General features: G+C 70.7%; 11 protein-coding genes. 5 read left to right on the top strand and 6 right to left on the bottom strand.

All coding sequences use genetic code 11. The features are described 5' to 3' along the window. Positions 1-103: 103 nt before the first annotated feature. Complete coding sequence (locus AC3EO4_RS15890) at positions 104-1,144, top strand: Gfo/Idh/MocA family oxidoreductase (RefSeq protein ID WP_379573799.1); 1,041 nt, start codon at positions 104-106, stop codon at positions 1,142-1,144. A gap of 59 nt (positions 1,145-1,203) precedes the next feature. On the opposite strand, the gene AC3EO4_RS15885 is transcribed toward AC3EO4_RS15890, so the two are convergent. Next, a complete protein-coding gene (locus tag AC3EO4_RS15885; protein WP_431896244.1) occupies positions 1,204-1,980 on the bottom strand; it encodes a tyrosine-protein phosphatase in 777 nt (258 codons plus the stop codon). A gap of 66 nt (positions 1,981-2,046) precedes the next feature. Here AC3EO4_RS15885 and AC3EO4_RS15880 point away from each other — a divergent pair, with 66 nt between their 5' ends. Next, on the top strand, positions 2,047-2,919 hold the full coding sequence (locus tag AC3EO4_RS15880; RefSeq protein WP_379573796.1) for a hypothetical protein: 873 nt from the start codon (positions 2,047-2,049) through the stop codon (positions 2,917-2,919). On the opposite strand, the gene AC3EO4_RS15875 is transcribed toward AC3EO4_RS15880, so the two are convergent. The 4 genes from AC3EO4_RS15875 to AC3EO4_RS15860 form a co-directional block, all read right to left on the bottom strand. Then, a complete protein-coding gene (locus tag AC3EO4_RS15875; protein ID WP_431896242.1) occupies positions 2,900-5,383 on the bottom strand; it encodes an ATP-binding protein in 2,484 nt (827 codons plus the stop codon). The two genes, AC3EO4_RS15880 and AC3EO4_RS15875, sit on opposite strands and share 20 nt — an antisense overlap. Before the next feature lie 30 nt (positions 5,384-5,413). After that, positions 5,414-5,641, bottom strand: a complete 228-nt coding sequence (locus AC3EO4_RS15870; RefSeq protein WP_431896241.1) for a hypothetical protein — start codon at positions 5,639-5,641, stop codon at positions 5,414-5,416. A gap of 91 nt (positions 5,642-5,732) precedes the next feature. Further along, positions 5,733-6,188 (bottom strand): roadblock/LC7 domain-containing protein, encoded by a 456-nt coding sequence (locus tag AC3EO4_RS15865; RefSeq protein ID WP_379573794.1) that lies wholly within the window; start codon positions 6,186-6,188, stop codon positions 5,733-5,735. A gap of 561 nt (positions 6,189-6,749) precedes the next feature. Continuing rightward, the gene (locus AC3EO4_RS15860) at positions 6,750-8,855 is read right to left on the bottom strand and encodes a M6 family metalloprotease domain-containing protein (RefSeq protein ID WP_431896240.1); all 2,106 of its coding nucleotides are present in this window, start codon (positions 8,853-8,855) and stop codon (positions 6,750-6,752) included. 112 nt (positions 8,856-8,967) lie between these two features. Between AC3EO4_RS15860 and AC3EO4_RS15855 the strand changes: the two genes are divergently transcribed. Together AC3EO4_RS15855 and AC3EO4_RS15850 are read left to right on the top strand one after the other, a co-directional pair. After that, positions 8,968-10,074 carry a PucR family transcriptional regulator gene (locus AC3EO4_RS15855; RefSeq protein ID WP_431896238.1) on the top strand — a complete coding sequence of 369 codons (1,107 nt, stop codon included), beginning with the start codon at positions 8,968-8,970 and terminating at the stop codon, positions 10,072-10,074. A gap of 148 nt (positions 10,075-10,222) precedes the next feature. Then, a complete protein-coding gene (locus AC3EO4_RS15850) occupies positions 10,223-11,212 on the top strand; it encodes an amidohydrolase family protein (RefSeq protein WP_379573791.1) in 990 nt (329 codons plus the stop codon). Positions 11,213-11,219: 7 nt separating this feature from the next. Here AC3EO4_RS15850 and AC3EO4_RS15845 read toward each other — a convergent pair whose 3' ends face one another. Continuing rightward, positions 11,220-11,636 (bottom strand): MarR family winged helix-turn-helix transcriptional regulator, encoded by a 417-nt coding sequence (locus tag AC3EO4_RS15845; protein WP_379573790.1) that lies wholly within the window; start codon positions 11,634-11,636, stop codon positions 11,220-11,222. Positions 11,637-11,706: 70 nt separating this feature from the next. Between AC3EO4_RS15845 and AC3EO4_RS15840 the strand changes: the two genes are divergently transcribed. Next, the gene (locus AC3EO4_RS15840; protein WP_431896236.1) at positions 11,707-13,440 is read left to right on the top strand and encodes an ABC transporter ATP-binding protein; all 1,734 of its coding nucleotides are present in this window, start codon (positions 11,707-11,709) and stop codon (positions 13,438-13,440) included. The last annotated feature ends 46 nt before the right edge of the window (positions 13,441-13,486 follow it).

The following is a 13,486-nucleotide window of genomic DNA, read 5'->3' as shown; positions in this document are numbered from 1 at the left end:
CCCCGGTACGGCACGCCTGCCTCGCCGCGCCCGGCCCGCCCGCGCCGGACCACGCCCGTGCCGCTCCACGGGTCATGATCGGGCGTCGGTCTATCGTGGGGTGATGAGCGAGATCCGAGTGGGCCTGGTCGGTTACGGCACGGCGGGGGCCGTCTTCCACGCCCCGCTCATCCACGCGACCCCCGGCCTCAGCCTGGCCGCCGTCCTCACCCGCGACCCCGGCCGAGCCGCCGAGGTCGCCGAGAAGTACGGCGCGACCGCGGTGAAGGAGGCCGACGACCTGTGGCCGCTGTGCGACCTGGCCGTCATCGCCTCGCCCAACAGGACCCACGTCCCCCTCGCCACCGCCGCGCTGAACGCCGGACGCCCCGTCGTCGTCGACAAGCCTCTCGCCAGGACCGCGCAGGAGGCCCGCGACCTCGCCGACCTGGCAGCGAGGAAGCGGCTCATGCTGACCGTCTTCCAGAACCGCCGGTGGGACGGCGACTTCCTCACCCTGCGCCGTCTGGTGGCCGAAGGCGCGCTCGGGGACGTCCACCGCTTCGAGTCGCGTTTCGAGCGCTGGCGTCCCGTGCCGAAGGGCGGCTGGCGGGAGAGCGGCGGCGCCGACGAGGTCGGCGGCCTCCTGTACGACCTGGGCAGTCACCTCGTCGATCAGGCGCTGCAGCTCCTCGGCCCCGTGCGGGAGGTCTACGCCGAGAGTGACGTGCGCAGGCAGGGGGTCGGCTCGGACGACGACTCGTTTCTCGCCCTCACGCATGACAGCGGGGCCCGCTCCCATCTGTGGGTGAGCGCGCTGGCCGCCCGGCCGGGGCCGCGGTTCCGGGTGCTCGGTTCGTCGGCCGCCTACGTGAAGCATGGCCTGGATGTGCAGGAGGAGCAGTTGCGCGCGGGCGCGACGCCGGACGATCCCGGGTTCGGCGCGGATCCGGAGGAGCAGTGGGGCACGCTCGGCACGGTCGACTCGGCGGAGCGGGTTCGGACGGAGCCCGGCTCGTACCTGGAGTTCTACCAGGCGGTGGCGGCATGCCTCGGCAGCGGCTCGCCTCCCCCCGTCGATCCCAGGGACGTGGTCGACGCGCTCGCGGTCATCGAGGCCGCCCGCCGTTCGGCCGCCGACCACGCGGTGATCCGCATCCGCTGACCTCCGCCCGCCTCAGGCGAGCGGGGGCATGCTTCGGCCGCGCCCGCGGAGCGGGGTGGTCAGTCGCGCAGGCGGGAGCGGAGGGCGAGGGTGTCGCTCTCGCTCCAGCCGTTCGCGTGGAGCCACGGCAGCGGCCCGCCGTACCGGTCGTCGAGCACGCCGAGGAACTGCAGCATGTACCGCGCCCTCGGCCGGTGGTCGTCGGCGGGGCGGGAGTCGAGGTCGTCCCGGTAGGTGTCGCTGGCCCGGAGCCTGGCCAGGACCTGTTCGAGGCGTTCGCCCGTCGCCTCGTAGTCGGCGACGATGGCCTCGCGGGTGGCTCCGGCGACCTCCAGCGCGAGCGCGCACAGCACGCCGGTGCGGTCCTTGCCCGCCGCGCAGTGCACGACGGCCGCGCCGTCGTCCATGGCCATGACGCGCAGGGCCGAGACGACGGAGTCGGGGCGGTCGCGCAGGTACCCGTAGTAGAACCCGGTGACGCGCAGGTCGTCGTCGGCCTCACGTTCCTGCCACGGCAGCGCCCTGTCGGCGTCGACGTCGGTGTGGCGTCCGCCTTCGGCGAAGAGGGTCAGGTGGTGGACGGTGACCTCGGGAACCTTGGTGAGCGGTCCTGGGCCTTCGAGTGCGACCTCGGGGCCCGAACGGAGGTCGACGACGTGCCTGACCTTGTGCGAGCCGACGAGCATTTCGACGTCTGCGGCGGTCAGACCCTGGAGGTTGTCGGATCTCAGAATGCGGCCCTGCCGGGTGGTTCCGCCGTCGGTGGTGGGGAGTCCGCCCAGGTCACGAACGTTGGCGGCACCTTCGAGCTCTATCCATCGTGTGAAGTCGTTCATCAAGTTCGAGCCTATATGTCGGGATAAGTCTGTGCGGATTCGCCATTCGTAACGCAGCATGAAGAGATGGATCCGCGTGCTTTTCCCCCGCGTCTGGTGCTCGATCCCTCCCTACCCGGGGAGGTCGCGGCGCAGCTGAGAGCGGGCCCACACGCGATGCACATGGCGCGGGCGGGCAAGCAGCACGAGCCGGCGCGCAACTCGGCCCTGCTGTTCGTCCTGCCCGGCTTCCTGCTGCTGATCTGGATGGTGACCAGCACGGCGGGCATGATCGTGGCTCTGGTGGGCGTGTCTCTGGTGGCGCTGATGCGATGGATGGCGACGGACGAGGGCAACAGGGTGGCGCGGCGGCGGCTCAAGCTCGCCTACGACCACGCCGACCGCTACGTCCTGCCGGAGGATCTCGACTATCCCTGCCAGGTGCTGCTGCGCAGGGCGCAGGACGCCGCGGACACGATCCTCGCCTCAGAGGTGCACAAGGCGGGGCTGATCGACTCCATCGACAACAAGGTGACGCTGCCCGAGGAGGTGTGGCAGATCGCCAGGCGGCTGGCGAAACTGTCGCGGATGCACGACGAGCATCGCAGGATCGTGCCGACCGACCTGCCGAGGAATCTCAGGGCGGCGTTCGCGCCGTACGCGAGCGCGCTGGACCAGGCGTGGACGTCGCTGTCGCAGCGGGTGCGCAACCTGGAGGAGTACGCGCTGCAGGTGCTGAGGGCCGACGACGTCTACCGCGCCCACAGGCGGCTGGAGATGCTGGCCGCCCGCACCCCTGACTACCAGCGTCTGCTGGCCGAGACGGTGCGCGACGATCTGGCCCTGCCGCACATCCAGCAGCTCGCCGACCAGGCCCGGCACGTGCGGGCGCTGTTCGAGGAGTCGATCCAGGAGGCGCGCAGGGCGGCGGGTCACCTGGTCAGGACTCCGCTCTCCTGAGCAGTTCGAGGGTCCTGCGCATCCCCGCCTCGTTGCCGAGGCTGCGGTAGATCGCGCGGGCCTGCTCCAGCGCCGGTACGGCGGCGGCCCTGTCCTTCGCGTCGAGGTGCGTCTCGCCGAGGTAGCGCAGGCCGCGCGCCATCCACCACTGGTCGCCGAGCTCCTCGAAGGCGGTGACGGCGTGTTTCAGCTCCTCCTCCGCCTCGGCCATCCTGCCCAGCCTGCCCAGCGACCTTCCCGACGACAGGTGGGTGCGGGCCACCCCCCACGCGTCGCCGAGGGCGACGAGGATCTCCTCCGCCCGCCGTACCGAGTCGAGCTCGCGCAGGCCGTTGACGGGATCGCCGACCTCGCCCATGGCGCGCATGCAGCGCGCCTCCTCCCACAGCTCGCCCCTGCTCCTGAACATCTCCGCCGCCCTGTCGAGGCTGAAGCCCGCCTTGGTGAACAGGTCGGCCGCGGCCCTGGACTCCCCTTCCCTGTGGAGCCCGCGCGCCTGGGCGGCCAGCACCTCGCCGTAGGCGCGCAGCGTCTGCGCCTCGGAGTAGCGGTTGCCGTCGCGTTTGAACACCTCGAGGGCGTCCTCCAGCAGATCGCGGGCCTCCTCCGGCCGCCGCTGGGCCAGGCGTAGCTCAGCGAGGTTGCGCTGGGTCCGCGCCATCCACCAGTAGTCCTCTTCGGCGCCGAAGGCGGCGATCGCGTCCGTGAGGTGGTCCTGCGCCCTGTCGAGGTTGCCGCCGGTGAACAGCCGCATGCCGATCGTGCGCATGGCCCTGGCCGCCCACCACGACTCGCCGAGCTCGGTGAAGATCGCCAGGGCCTCCTGGGCCGCGTCGCCGCCGAGCGCGGCCGTGCGGTCGAGCAGGGCGATGCCCAGCGCCCTCGGGTCCTGCATCCGCCTGGCCGCCTCGACGGTGATCTCGGCGATCTCCCCCCAGTCGCTCCAGTAGGCGCGCAGCGAGTGGCAGATGGAGCAGAACGCCCTGCCGAGGCCGAAGACCAGCTCCCACAGCTCCATCGACCTGGCCAGGTGGATCAGCGCGATGAGGCTGAGGCGTTCGGCGTTGAGCCAGTCGCTGGCCTGGGCCTGGCCTTCCGCGTCGCCGACGCGTCCCGTGCGGCCCCAGTCCTGCGGCCATCTGGCCTGGGCGGCGGCCTCCGCGCGGCGGCGGTAGCCGTAGAGGACGCGCTCGATGGCGGCGTCGCGTTTGTCGTCCTCCATCTCGGCGGCGAACAGGCGCACCAGGTCGTGCAGGCGGTAGCGCATGGCGCCGGTCTGGTCGGTGCCCGAGCTCTCGGCCAGCTGCACGTCGATCAGCGCCTCCAACTGGTCGGCGCCGTCGAGCACGGAGATGTCGAGCAGCTCGCCCGCGACCCAGCCAGGCACGTCGGGAGAGGTGAGCGAGGACAGCAGGCGCAGCAGCCTGCGCTGGATTCCCGTGCAGTCGTCGTAGCTGAGCTGGACGGAGGCGCGGACGCTCTTGTCGATCGTGCGGGCCAGCTCCAGCTGGTCCAGGCGGCGGCGCTCGTCGGCGAGGCGGTCGGCGAGCTCGCGCAGGGACCAGCTCGACCTGGTGGCCAGCCGGCCGCCGCAGATGTTGATCGCCAGTGGCAGATAGTCGCAGATCCTGACGATCTCCTTGGCGGAGGCCAGGTCCTCGACGATCCGCTCGCCGCCGGCCAGCCGGGCCAGCAGTTCCACGCCCTGTGCTTCGCTGAAGACGCTGAGCTGGGTGTCGTAGGCGTTCATCAGGAACAGCGGCTGGCGGGAGGTCACCACGACCGCACAGCCCGGCTCGGCGGGGATGAGGACCTTGACCTGCTCGGCGTCGTCGACGTTGTCGAGGCCGATGAGGATCCTGCGGCCCTTGGTCCAGGTCAGCCAGAGCTTGCGCAGCTCCTCCACCCCGCCGGGGTCGGTGGTGAGGCGGACGCCGAGCGCGCGCAGGAATCCGATGAGGACCTCGTCAGGCCGGATGCCGCGCAGGTTGGCGTAGAGGCGGCCGTCGGGGAACCAGTCGGCGATCTCCTGCCCGAACCTGGCCATGAGCGCCGACTTGCCGACGCCGCCCCTGCCGTACACGGAGACGACCAGCGGCGGCGGCGCGACCTCGCTCGTCCTGCGCCGGGTGGTGAAGACCTTGCGCAGCTCGGCCAGTGCCTCCGAGCGTCCTGTGAAGTGCTCGGGCGCCGGCGGCCACTGGTCGGGCGGCCGCCACGAGGGGTCCTCGGGGAGGGCTTTCGGCTCGTTGGTCCTGCTGGTGGCGGTCGTGGCCCAGGTGGTCACGCCCACGAGCAGCGCCGCGAGCGCGGTCACGCCGATCTTGGCGATGGGCGGGATCTCCCACTCCAGCGAGGCGGCCAGGATGCTGGCCGCACCCGCGGCCGCACCCGCCGCGACCGGCGCCACCCAGGTTCGTTTCCTGCGCCGGGGCTTGGGCGCCTCGTCCGGCAGTCGCAACACGCACCCCCTTCGGAGGTGATTCAAGCCGATCTAGTACGGCCCGCGCCACCCCCTGACCGCGCGGCCGGCGACGCGGGTCTCGACGACGTCTTCACCACGCCCCTGAGCGAAGGCGTCCTCCCCAAGTAGCGGATGCCGGACGGCCAGGCCGACCCGCGTACCGTCTACGCGCTCCTGCACGCCGAACTGCTCCTGGACGGCGACTCCGCGCAGAACCTCGCCACCTTCTGCACCACGTGGACCGAGTTCGAGGTCCACCGGCTCATGAACGAGTGCCTCGACAAGAACATGGTCGACAAGGACGAGTACCCGCAGACCGCTACGGCCTTGCTTGCGCCCCGCATGCGGCTCAGCAAGCCGAAGTCACTTCGGCACCGTGCCGCATGCCGTTGTCTGCGCTGCGCGGCGTACCGGGTTCGGCGGCGGGACGGAGACGAGGTGCCGCGGCGAGAGCCTGACCCACCTGGGCCACCAGCAGGGTCATCTCATAGGCGACCAGGCCGATGTCGGCCTCGCGAGAGGACACCATCGCGAGGCACGCACCCTGTCCCGCCGCGGTCACGATAAGGAAACGCGAGTTCAGCTCCACGACCGTCTGCCGGACCTGACCGCCGCCGATATGCACACCCACCCCAGCGGCCAGGCTCTGCAATCCTGCGGCCATCGCCGCCAGACGCTCCCCGTCAGCCGTGTCCAGTCCCTTCGATGAGGCCATCAGCAGGCCATCACGGGACAGCACGATCCCGTGCTCCGTCTCCGGCACCCGGCTCACAAGGTCATCAAGAAGCCAATTCAGATCCGACAAAGCTGTCCCTCGCACATTCCCTAGACCAGCGGGTGAATCACTCCAGGAGGCAGGCTAGGTGGCTTCTGGGCCGGCCACGGCGATCCACTGCCGCCGAGGATGACGATCTTCACTCCCGGAGTGAAGATCTTTCACCTCGCGCGGTGCTGTACGGCTGCACGGAGACCACGGACCTCGACGTCCACTTCCGGATCACCGACAGCACCGTCGAGTCCGCGGGCCTCATCGTGGGCATCGAGATCGGCTTCGGCCAGAGCCTCGACAAGCTCGCGGCGACCCTCGCCGCGGATTCCTCCAGCACCGACGACACCGCGACGACGGCGCTGCCCGCCGCGGACGTCGTCGCCGACCTCAAGGCCACCGGCGAGGGCGACATCCTCGTTGGACGCTCACCCATCAGGAGACCGGCGAGCTGGGCGAGATCGCCATGGGCTACGACCGAGTCCGCTGAGCCGGCCGTTCGGCCTGGGCCCGGCAGACAGCTCGCCTGGCACGTCGCCCTTTCGACTCACGCAACTACGGCGATGGGGTACGGCCGAAGCCGTACCCCGGGTGTGCCGGCTAGAGCCCGACCACCTGGCAGGTGGCGGTCACGGTCTTGGACGGGTCCGACTCGGAGGTGGCGGTCAGCGTCACCTTGGCCAGGTGGCTGCCGCCCTCGGCGCGCAGGGCGTTGACGGTGACGTTCTCGTGCTTGCCGTTGCCGACGGAGGCCAGGGCGTTGGGCAGCTGGGTGCTCCAGCCGCGGCCCGAGACCGACGCGGTGAGGCGGTAGACGTCGCCGCCGAGGTAGGCGGAGACGTCCTCGGGGTGAGCGGTCGTCGTGGCGCGCGTGCTGCCGGTGTTGAACAGCGGGAACTTGCAGGTGGAGACGCCCTTGCCGGTCGGGATCCCGGCGGCGGGCAGCACCTTGACGCCCCGCTTGTGCGGGCCCGAGCCGTCGAGGGAGCGGACGGCGACGGTGTAGGACAGCAGGCCCTTGCCGTCACGCTGCACGTCGGTGATGTAGAAGTGCAGGCGGTTGGCCTCGTCGACGTACTCGTACTCGCTGCCGGAGTCGGTGCCGGCGTGGAAGAGGGCGTCGGACAGCTGGCGGTAGTCGCCGATGGTGATCGGGACCGCGGTGCCGTCGGGCAGGACGTAGTCGGTCATCTTGATGTCCTGCGGGTTGGCGTCGATCACCCACTCGAACGGGGCCCTGTCCTGGTTCTTGGTCTTGGCCAGGAGCACGCCCGAGTCGGGGGTGAAGGAGTCGGTGCCCATCCGGTCGACGACCTCGACGGTGTAGTTCTCGTAGCCGCCGCCGTCGCACAGCGGGTCGCTCTGCCACTGGCAGGCGGGCGACTTGTCGCCGGAGTCGAACTGGATGTTGAGGCCCATGAGCCCGTCCGGTCCCGGCTGGACGGCGCGGGCGGTGACCTTGGCGGTGACCAGGCCGGACTCGTCGAGCGCGTCGCGCGACAGGCGCAGCACGTTCTGCTCGTCGACCATGTTCAGCTTGATCTTGTTGCGCAGCATGTGCTGGGCGCCCATCGAGCCGCCCGAGGTGGGCGGGATCAGCCAGCGGCTGTGCGGGCCGCCTGGGCCGTTGAAGCTGCCTCTGCTGAGCATCTCCCACACGCCGGTGTAGGCCCGGCGGACGGGGTTGGCGTAGGGGTTGTTGTAGTTGTCGAGCACGCCGAGGATGTGGCTCAGCTCGTGCGCGTAGACGGACATGCCCGAGCTCTCGGCCTGCACGGAGTTGACGCCGATCTCGGCGTTGGGCCAGAAGTTGGAGCCCGCCTGCCACGAGGTCCAGTCGACGTAGCGGGTCTTGACCCAGTTGGGCAGGCTGGGGTCCTCAGGGCCCCACTCGTCGGTCACGGCCTCCTTGTTCGGGAACTTCATCATCCCGAACTCCTGCCAGGTGGCCGACTCGTCCTGACCGGCGCTGAGGTAGAAGATGAAGTCGAACTTCTTGGCCTCCTCCTCGCCGATGGCGCCCACCCACAGCGCCTTGCCCTCGGTGCGCAGGTTCTTGTTGCACGTGTCGCCCGCGGGGCAGCCGGTGCCGCCCTGGAACTCCATGGCGTACTCGTGGTCCTTGCCCGACAGCGTGTAGGGGCCGAACCCGGTCAGGTCCACGCCGTAGCGCCCGCCGGAGTCCTCCATCCAGTACTCATGGATGGTGTGGCCGCGGTTGAGCGTGTTCGGGGTGTTGAGGAAGTCCTGGTAGAACTTGGCGACCTGGTCGCGGGGCACGTCGTGGGCCTCGGCGCTGGGGTTCCTGTAGATCGTCGAACCCTTGGGCTGGGTGGCCACGAACGGCTGGTTGGGGTAGTCGAGCAGCACCAGGGCGCCCTTGAAGGTGCGGGTGGAGCCCTTGGCGCCGGGGTCGGCCCAGTTCGTGTCCGGGATCTTCTTGTAGTCCGCCCACGTCATGTGGTCGGGGTTCTTCCAGTTCTGCGGGTCGATCGGCGCGATCGAGGGGGTGGGACGGCTGCGCAGGTTCTGCTCGGCCGCGGGCTCGTCGCGCTGCCACGGCTGCGTCTGGGGCCAGTGGTCCTGGCGCCAGGGAATCTCGGGGTCCGCGGGGGGATCGGCGGAAGCGGGGGTGGCCGCGAGGCCTAAGGGGGCCAGGACGAGGGCTGCCAGCAGGCCTTTCAGCAGCTTCTTCGGGAGGTTCACGAACTAGGACCGTATAGACGGTCTTGACGGAGATCACCGATCAGTTGTAGGGAAGAGGCCACCTCCTATTTCCGACAAATGCTGAAAAGGCCAGGTAGTGCTGCAGCGCAGCGTGGACGACTTAGCCATCCGCCTCGGGCGGCCCCTGTTGCTGGAGGACCACCTCCAGCGGGTCATCGCCTACTCCGAGCAGGACGGCGCAATGGACGACATCAGGCGCGACTCGATCCTGCGCCGCCACACCACCCCCGAGGTGCGCGGGTTCCTGCACGCCGCAGGCATCCTGGAGGCCACGGGTCCGCTGCGCACGCCCGGCGCCCCGGCGCTCGGCCTGCTGCCGCGGGTCTGCGTTCCCGTACGGCACGACGGCGCCCTGATGGGCTTCCTGTGGTTCATCGACAGCGCCCCCGCCATGTCGGCCGCCGAGATCGACGAGGCCGTGGTGGCCGCGGGCACGCTGGCGCTGGCCCTCTTCCACGAGAGCCTGGCCACCGGCCTCGCCTCACACCGCGAACTGGAGGCCGTCACCGGCGTCCTGTCCGGTGACCAGGACGCCGCCCGCTCCCTCATCGAGGCCGGCTTCCCCCAGGCGCTGCCGGTCACCGCCCTGGTGGCCACGCCGCTGGCCGCGGAGCCCTCCGAGCGGGCGCGGCTGGCGCTGGAGCAGGGCATGCTCACCGTACGGCGCCGCCTCGGCGGTCTGCACCTGGTGCGCTACGACCACGCCACGCTCCTGACCACGGCCACGCCGCCCGCGGAGGAGGTGCACGCCGCGATGGCGCTGCCCGTGGTGGTCGGCATCGGCCGCCCGCGCCCGACGCTGGCCGAGGCGGGCGAGTCCTACACGGAGGCGCTGCACGCGGCGCGGGTGGCGGTCAAGGTGCGCGGGCTCGGCCGGTCGGTGGAGTGGACGAGGCTCGGCGTCTACCGGATGCTGACGCACGTGCCGCAGGCGGACCTGCATCCAGGGCTCGAACGGCTGCTCGCCGACGACCAGCATCTGCCCCTGCTGGAGACGCTGGAGACCTACCTCGACCTGGCGGGAAGCGCGGTGGCCACGTCGAAGCGGCTACGGCTGCACCGGACGTCGCTGTACTACCGGTTGCAGCGGGTGGAGGAACTGGCGCAGACGGACCTGAAGGACGGAGGGGAACGGCTCAGCCTGCACCTCAGCCTGAAACTCGCCCGCCTGTCCGGCCGCTACCACCCCCGCACCTGACCCGCGCGAGGACGCGGGACAGGGGCGGCCTGGCGGCCCCGAGCGGAATCGGGGGCGAGCGTGAACGCCCTGCCCACGGGTATCGCCAGCACCGTGAAACCCAGCGTGTGCGATTGATTTGCCAGCAGTCGTGCCTTTTAATCACACAATGGGAGCGTTGACGCAGGGGTTCGGCTCGCGCGCCCCCGCGCCCGTCGTGCTCCACTCCGCTCCCCTCGTCCTGCCCGTCTCCGCCCCGCCCATCCGCGACGGGGCCGTCGCGATCAGGGGCGAGCGCGTGCTCCAGGTCGGGTCCAGAGCCGATCTGCTGACCTACTTCCCCGTCGACGACGAGATCCGCTGGTCCGGCCTGATCACCCCCGGGCTGGTGAACGCCTGCCGCACGGGACCGCTGGGTCCAGGCGTGACCAGCGCGGCCGATCTCGGCGAGCGTGACAGCCCCGGGGGCGTCACCTACCTGGAGGTCACCTGCGCGAGCGAGCAGGCGTGGGAGGACAGTGGGCGCGACGCGCTGATCACCGCCATCCGCGAGCATCCGGGTGCGGTGGGTGTGGCGGCGCACGCGACCGATCCGCTGGTGATGGAGGACCTGGCGGTGCTCGCGCGGACGTTCGGGCTGCGGCTCATGGCGGACCTCGGCCGCCACTCCCTCGCCGAACTGGATGAGACGGGCGTGCTCGGCCCGCACTGCCACGTCACGGGCGAGGGGCCGCTCGCTCCCGGCGAGCGCAAGCTGCTGCGGCTGCGCGGCACCACGCTGGCGGTGCTCGGCGGGGACGTCTCCGCGCTGGTGGAGGAGGGTACGGCGATCGCGTTCGGCGGCCCGCCGCTGGCGGTGGCGCGGGCCGTACGGGATGCCACGCGGATGCGCAGGCTGGAGCGGGTGCTCGTCGAGGCCGCGACGGTCGGCGGGGCTCGAGCCACGGGAAGGGCGGAGGGACCCGGCCGGGTCGGCACGCTCGCTCCGGGCAGCCGCGCCGACCTGGCCGTCTTCGACACGCGGGGCGGCCGTGACCCCTACGCGGCGCTGCTCGACCAGCCGCCATGCCTGGGCAGGGTGATCGGCGGCGTGCCCGTCCCGAACCCTGGGTGGCAGGCCGCCCCCCAGCCGGGGGCGGCCAGGGAACAGGCGGGGTAGCGCTCCTTCAGTCCCTGTCGACCTCGCTCAGCAGTTCCTTCAGCCGCTCCCGCTGCTCCTGCGAGAGCACGCCGAACAGGTCTCGAGCGACCTCTCTGCGGGCCTCGCGCGACCGCTCGTAGACCTCGGCACCGCGCGGGGTGATCACCACCAGCGTGGACCGCCGGTTGGCGGGATCGATCTCCCTGCGCACCAGCCCCGCCTCCTCCAGCGCGTCGACGACGGGCGTGAGCGAGCGCGGCACGATGCGCAGCGCCTCGGCGAGCCGGACCATCCTGAGCGGCCTGCCGGCCTCGATGAGCTCGCGCAGCGCCCGCGCCTGGCTGGGGCTGAGGCCGAGCGGCTCCAGGCGGTGCCGGTAGCCGTGCCTGGACAGGCGGCTGATCCTGTGCACGAGTTCCAGCAGCTCGGAGGCGGTGTCCACGATCAAAGAGCCTACCGGCGGAACAATAGTGAGTTAACCTCTGTTTGAGAGAACATCTGAAAGGAGTTCTATGACCGCAGAACCACGCGCGCCCATGCGGCGCATCATCCGGCTGTTCACCCCCTACCGCGGACGCCTGTCCACTGTTCTCGCCCTGATCGCGCTCTCCTCGCTGGTCTCCCTCGCCTCCCCGTTCCTCCTGCGCGAGGTCCTCGACGTCGCCATCCCTTCGCGGGACATGGCGCTGCTGAGCCTGCTGGCGCTCGGCATGGTCACCGTCGCGGTCGTCACCAGCGTGTTCGACGTGATGCAGACGTTCATCTCCACCACCGTCGGCCAGCGGGTCATGCACGACCTGCGCGCCGCCGTCTACGGCCACCTGCAGCGCATGTCGCTGGCCTTCTTCACCCGCACCCGCACGGGTGAGGTGCAGTCGCGGCTGGCCAACGACATCGGAGGGATGCAGCAGGTCGTCACCTCGACGGCGACCTCGATCGTCTCCAACCTCACCACCGTGGTGGCCAGCGTCATCGCGATGATCGTCCTCGACTGGCGGCTGACGGCGATCTCTCTGGCGCTGCTGCCGGTGTTCGTGTGGATCAGCCGCAAGGTCGGCCTCGAGCGCAAGCGCATCACGGCCGAGCGGCAGCGCAAGCTGGCCGCGATGTCGTCGATGGTGCAGGAGTCGCTGTCGGTCAGCGGCATCCTGCTCGGCAGGACCATGGGCCGCGCCCCCGAGCTGACCCGCAGGTTCACCGACGCCTCCGACGAGCTGGCCGAGCTGGGCGTGCGCTCGAGCATGGCCGGGCGGTGGCGGCAGTCGTCGATCCAGATCGTCATGGCCGCGATGCCCGCCATGATCTACTGGGCCGCCGGCATGACCTCGCTGGTGTCCATCGGCACGGTCGTCGCCTTCACCACGCTCCAGGCGGGCCTGTTCAGGCCCGCGGTCTCGCTCATGCGGACCGGCGTGGAGGTGCAGAGCTCGCTCGCGCTGTTCGGCCGCATCTTCGAGTACCTGGACCTGCCCGTCGACGTCACACCGGGCGCCCGCGAGCTGAGCGGGCCACGCGGCGAGGTCCGCTTCGAGCACGTCGACTTCTCCTACGGCGAGCGGCCGACCCTGTCCGGCGTCGACCTCGACATTCCCGCGGGCACCAGCCTTGCCGTCGTCGGCGAGACCGGCTCGGGCAAGACCACGCTCAGCTACCTGATCCCCCGCCTGTACGACGTCACGGGCGGCCGGGTCACGATCGACGGCGTGGACGTGCGCGAGCTGAGCTTCGAGTCGCTCGCCACGACCGTGGGCGTGGTCTCGCAGGAGACCTACCTCTTCCACGCCTCGATCGCCGACAACCTGCGCTTCGCCAAACCCGACGCGAGCGACGAGGAGCTGGTCGCCGCGGCCCGCGCGGCCAGGATCCACGATCACCTCGCCGCGCTGCCCGAGGGGTACGACACGGTGGTCGGCGAGCGGGGTTACCGGTTCTCCGGCGGCGAGAAGCAGCGCCTGGCGATCGCCCGCACGCTGCTGCGCGACCCGCCGGTGCTCGTCCTCGACGAGGCGACCAGCGCCCTGGACAACCAGACCGAGCGCGCCGTGCAGGAGGCGTTGGACGCGCTGGCCGACGGCCGCACCACGATCACCATCGCCCACCGGCTGTCGACCGTCCGCGACGCGGACCAGATCGTGGTCCTCGACGCAGGCATGGTCACCGAGCGCGGCACCCACGAGGAGCTCATGGCGCTGGACGGCCACTACGCGGCTCTCGTTCGCAGGGAAGAACCACTCATTTCCCTTTAAACGTGATATACGGCACAACCGGAAATCGCGACAGGTAAAGCGGCGT

The sequence above is a fragment of the Nonomuraea sp. bgisy101 genome (assembly GCF_057708945.1).
This window is presented reverse-complemented; position numbering and strand designations above follow the sequence as displayed.

Coding starts and splice junctions, on each gene's coding strand:
- AC3EO4_RS15890 (WP_379573799.1), top strand. CDS start 104: ATGAGCGAGATCCGAGTGGGCCTGGTCGGTTACGGCACGGCGGGGGCC.
- AC3EO4_RS15885 (WP_431896244.1), bottom strand. CDS start 1,980: ATGAACGACTTCACACGATGGATAGAGCTCGAAGGTGCCGCCAACGTT.
- AC3EO4_RS15880 (WP_379573796.1), top strand. CDS start 2,047: ATGGATCCGCGTGCTTTTCCCCCGCGTCTGGTGCTCGATCCCTCCCTA.
- AC3EO4_RS15850 (WP_379573791.1), top strand. CDS start 10,223: ATGGGAGCGTTGACGCAGGGGTTCGGCTCGCGCGCCCCCGCGCCCGTC.
- AC3EO4_RS15840 (WP_431896236.1), top strand. CDS start 11,707: ATGACCGCAGAACCACGCGCGCCCATGCGGCGCATCATCCGGCTGTTC.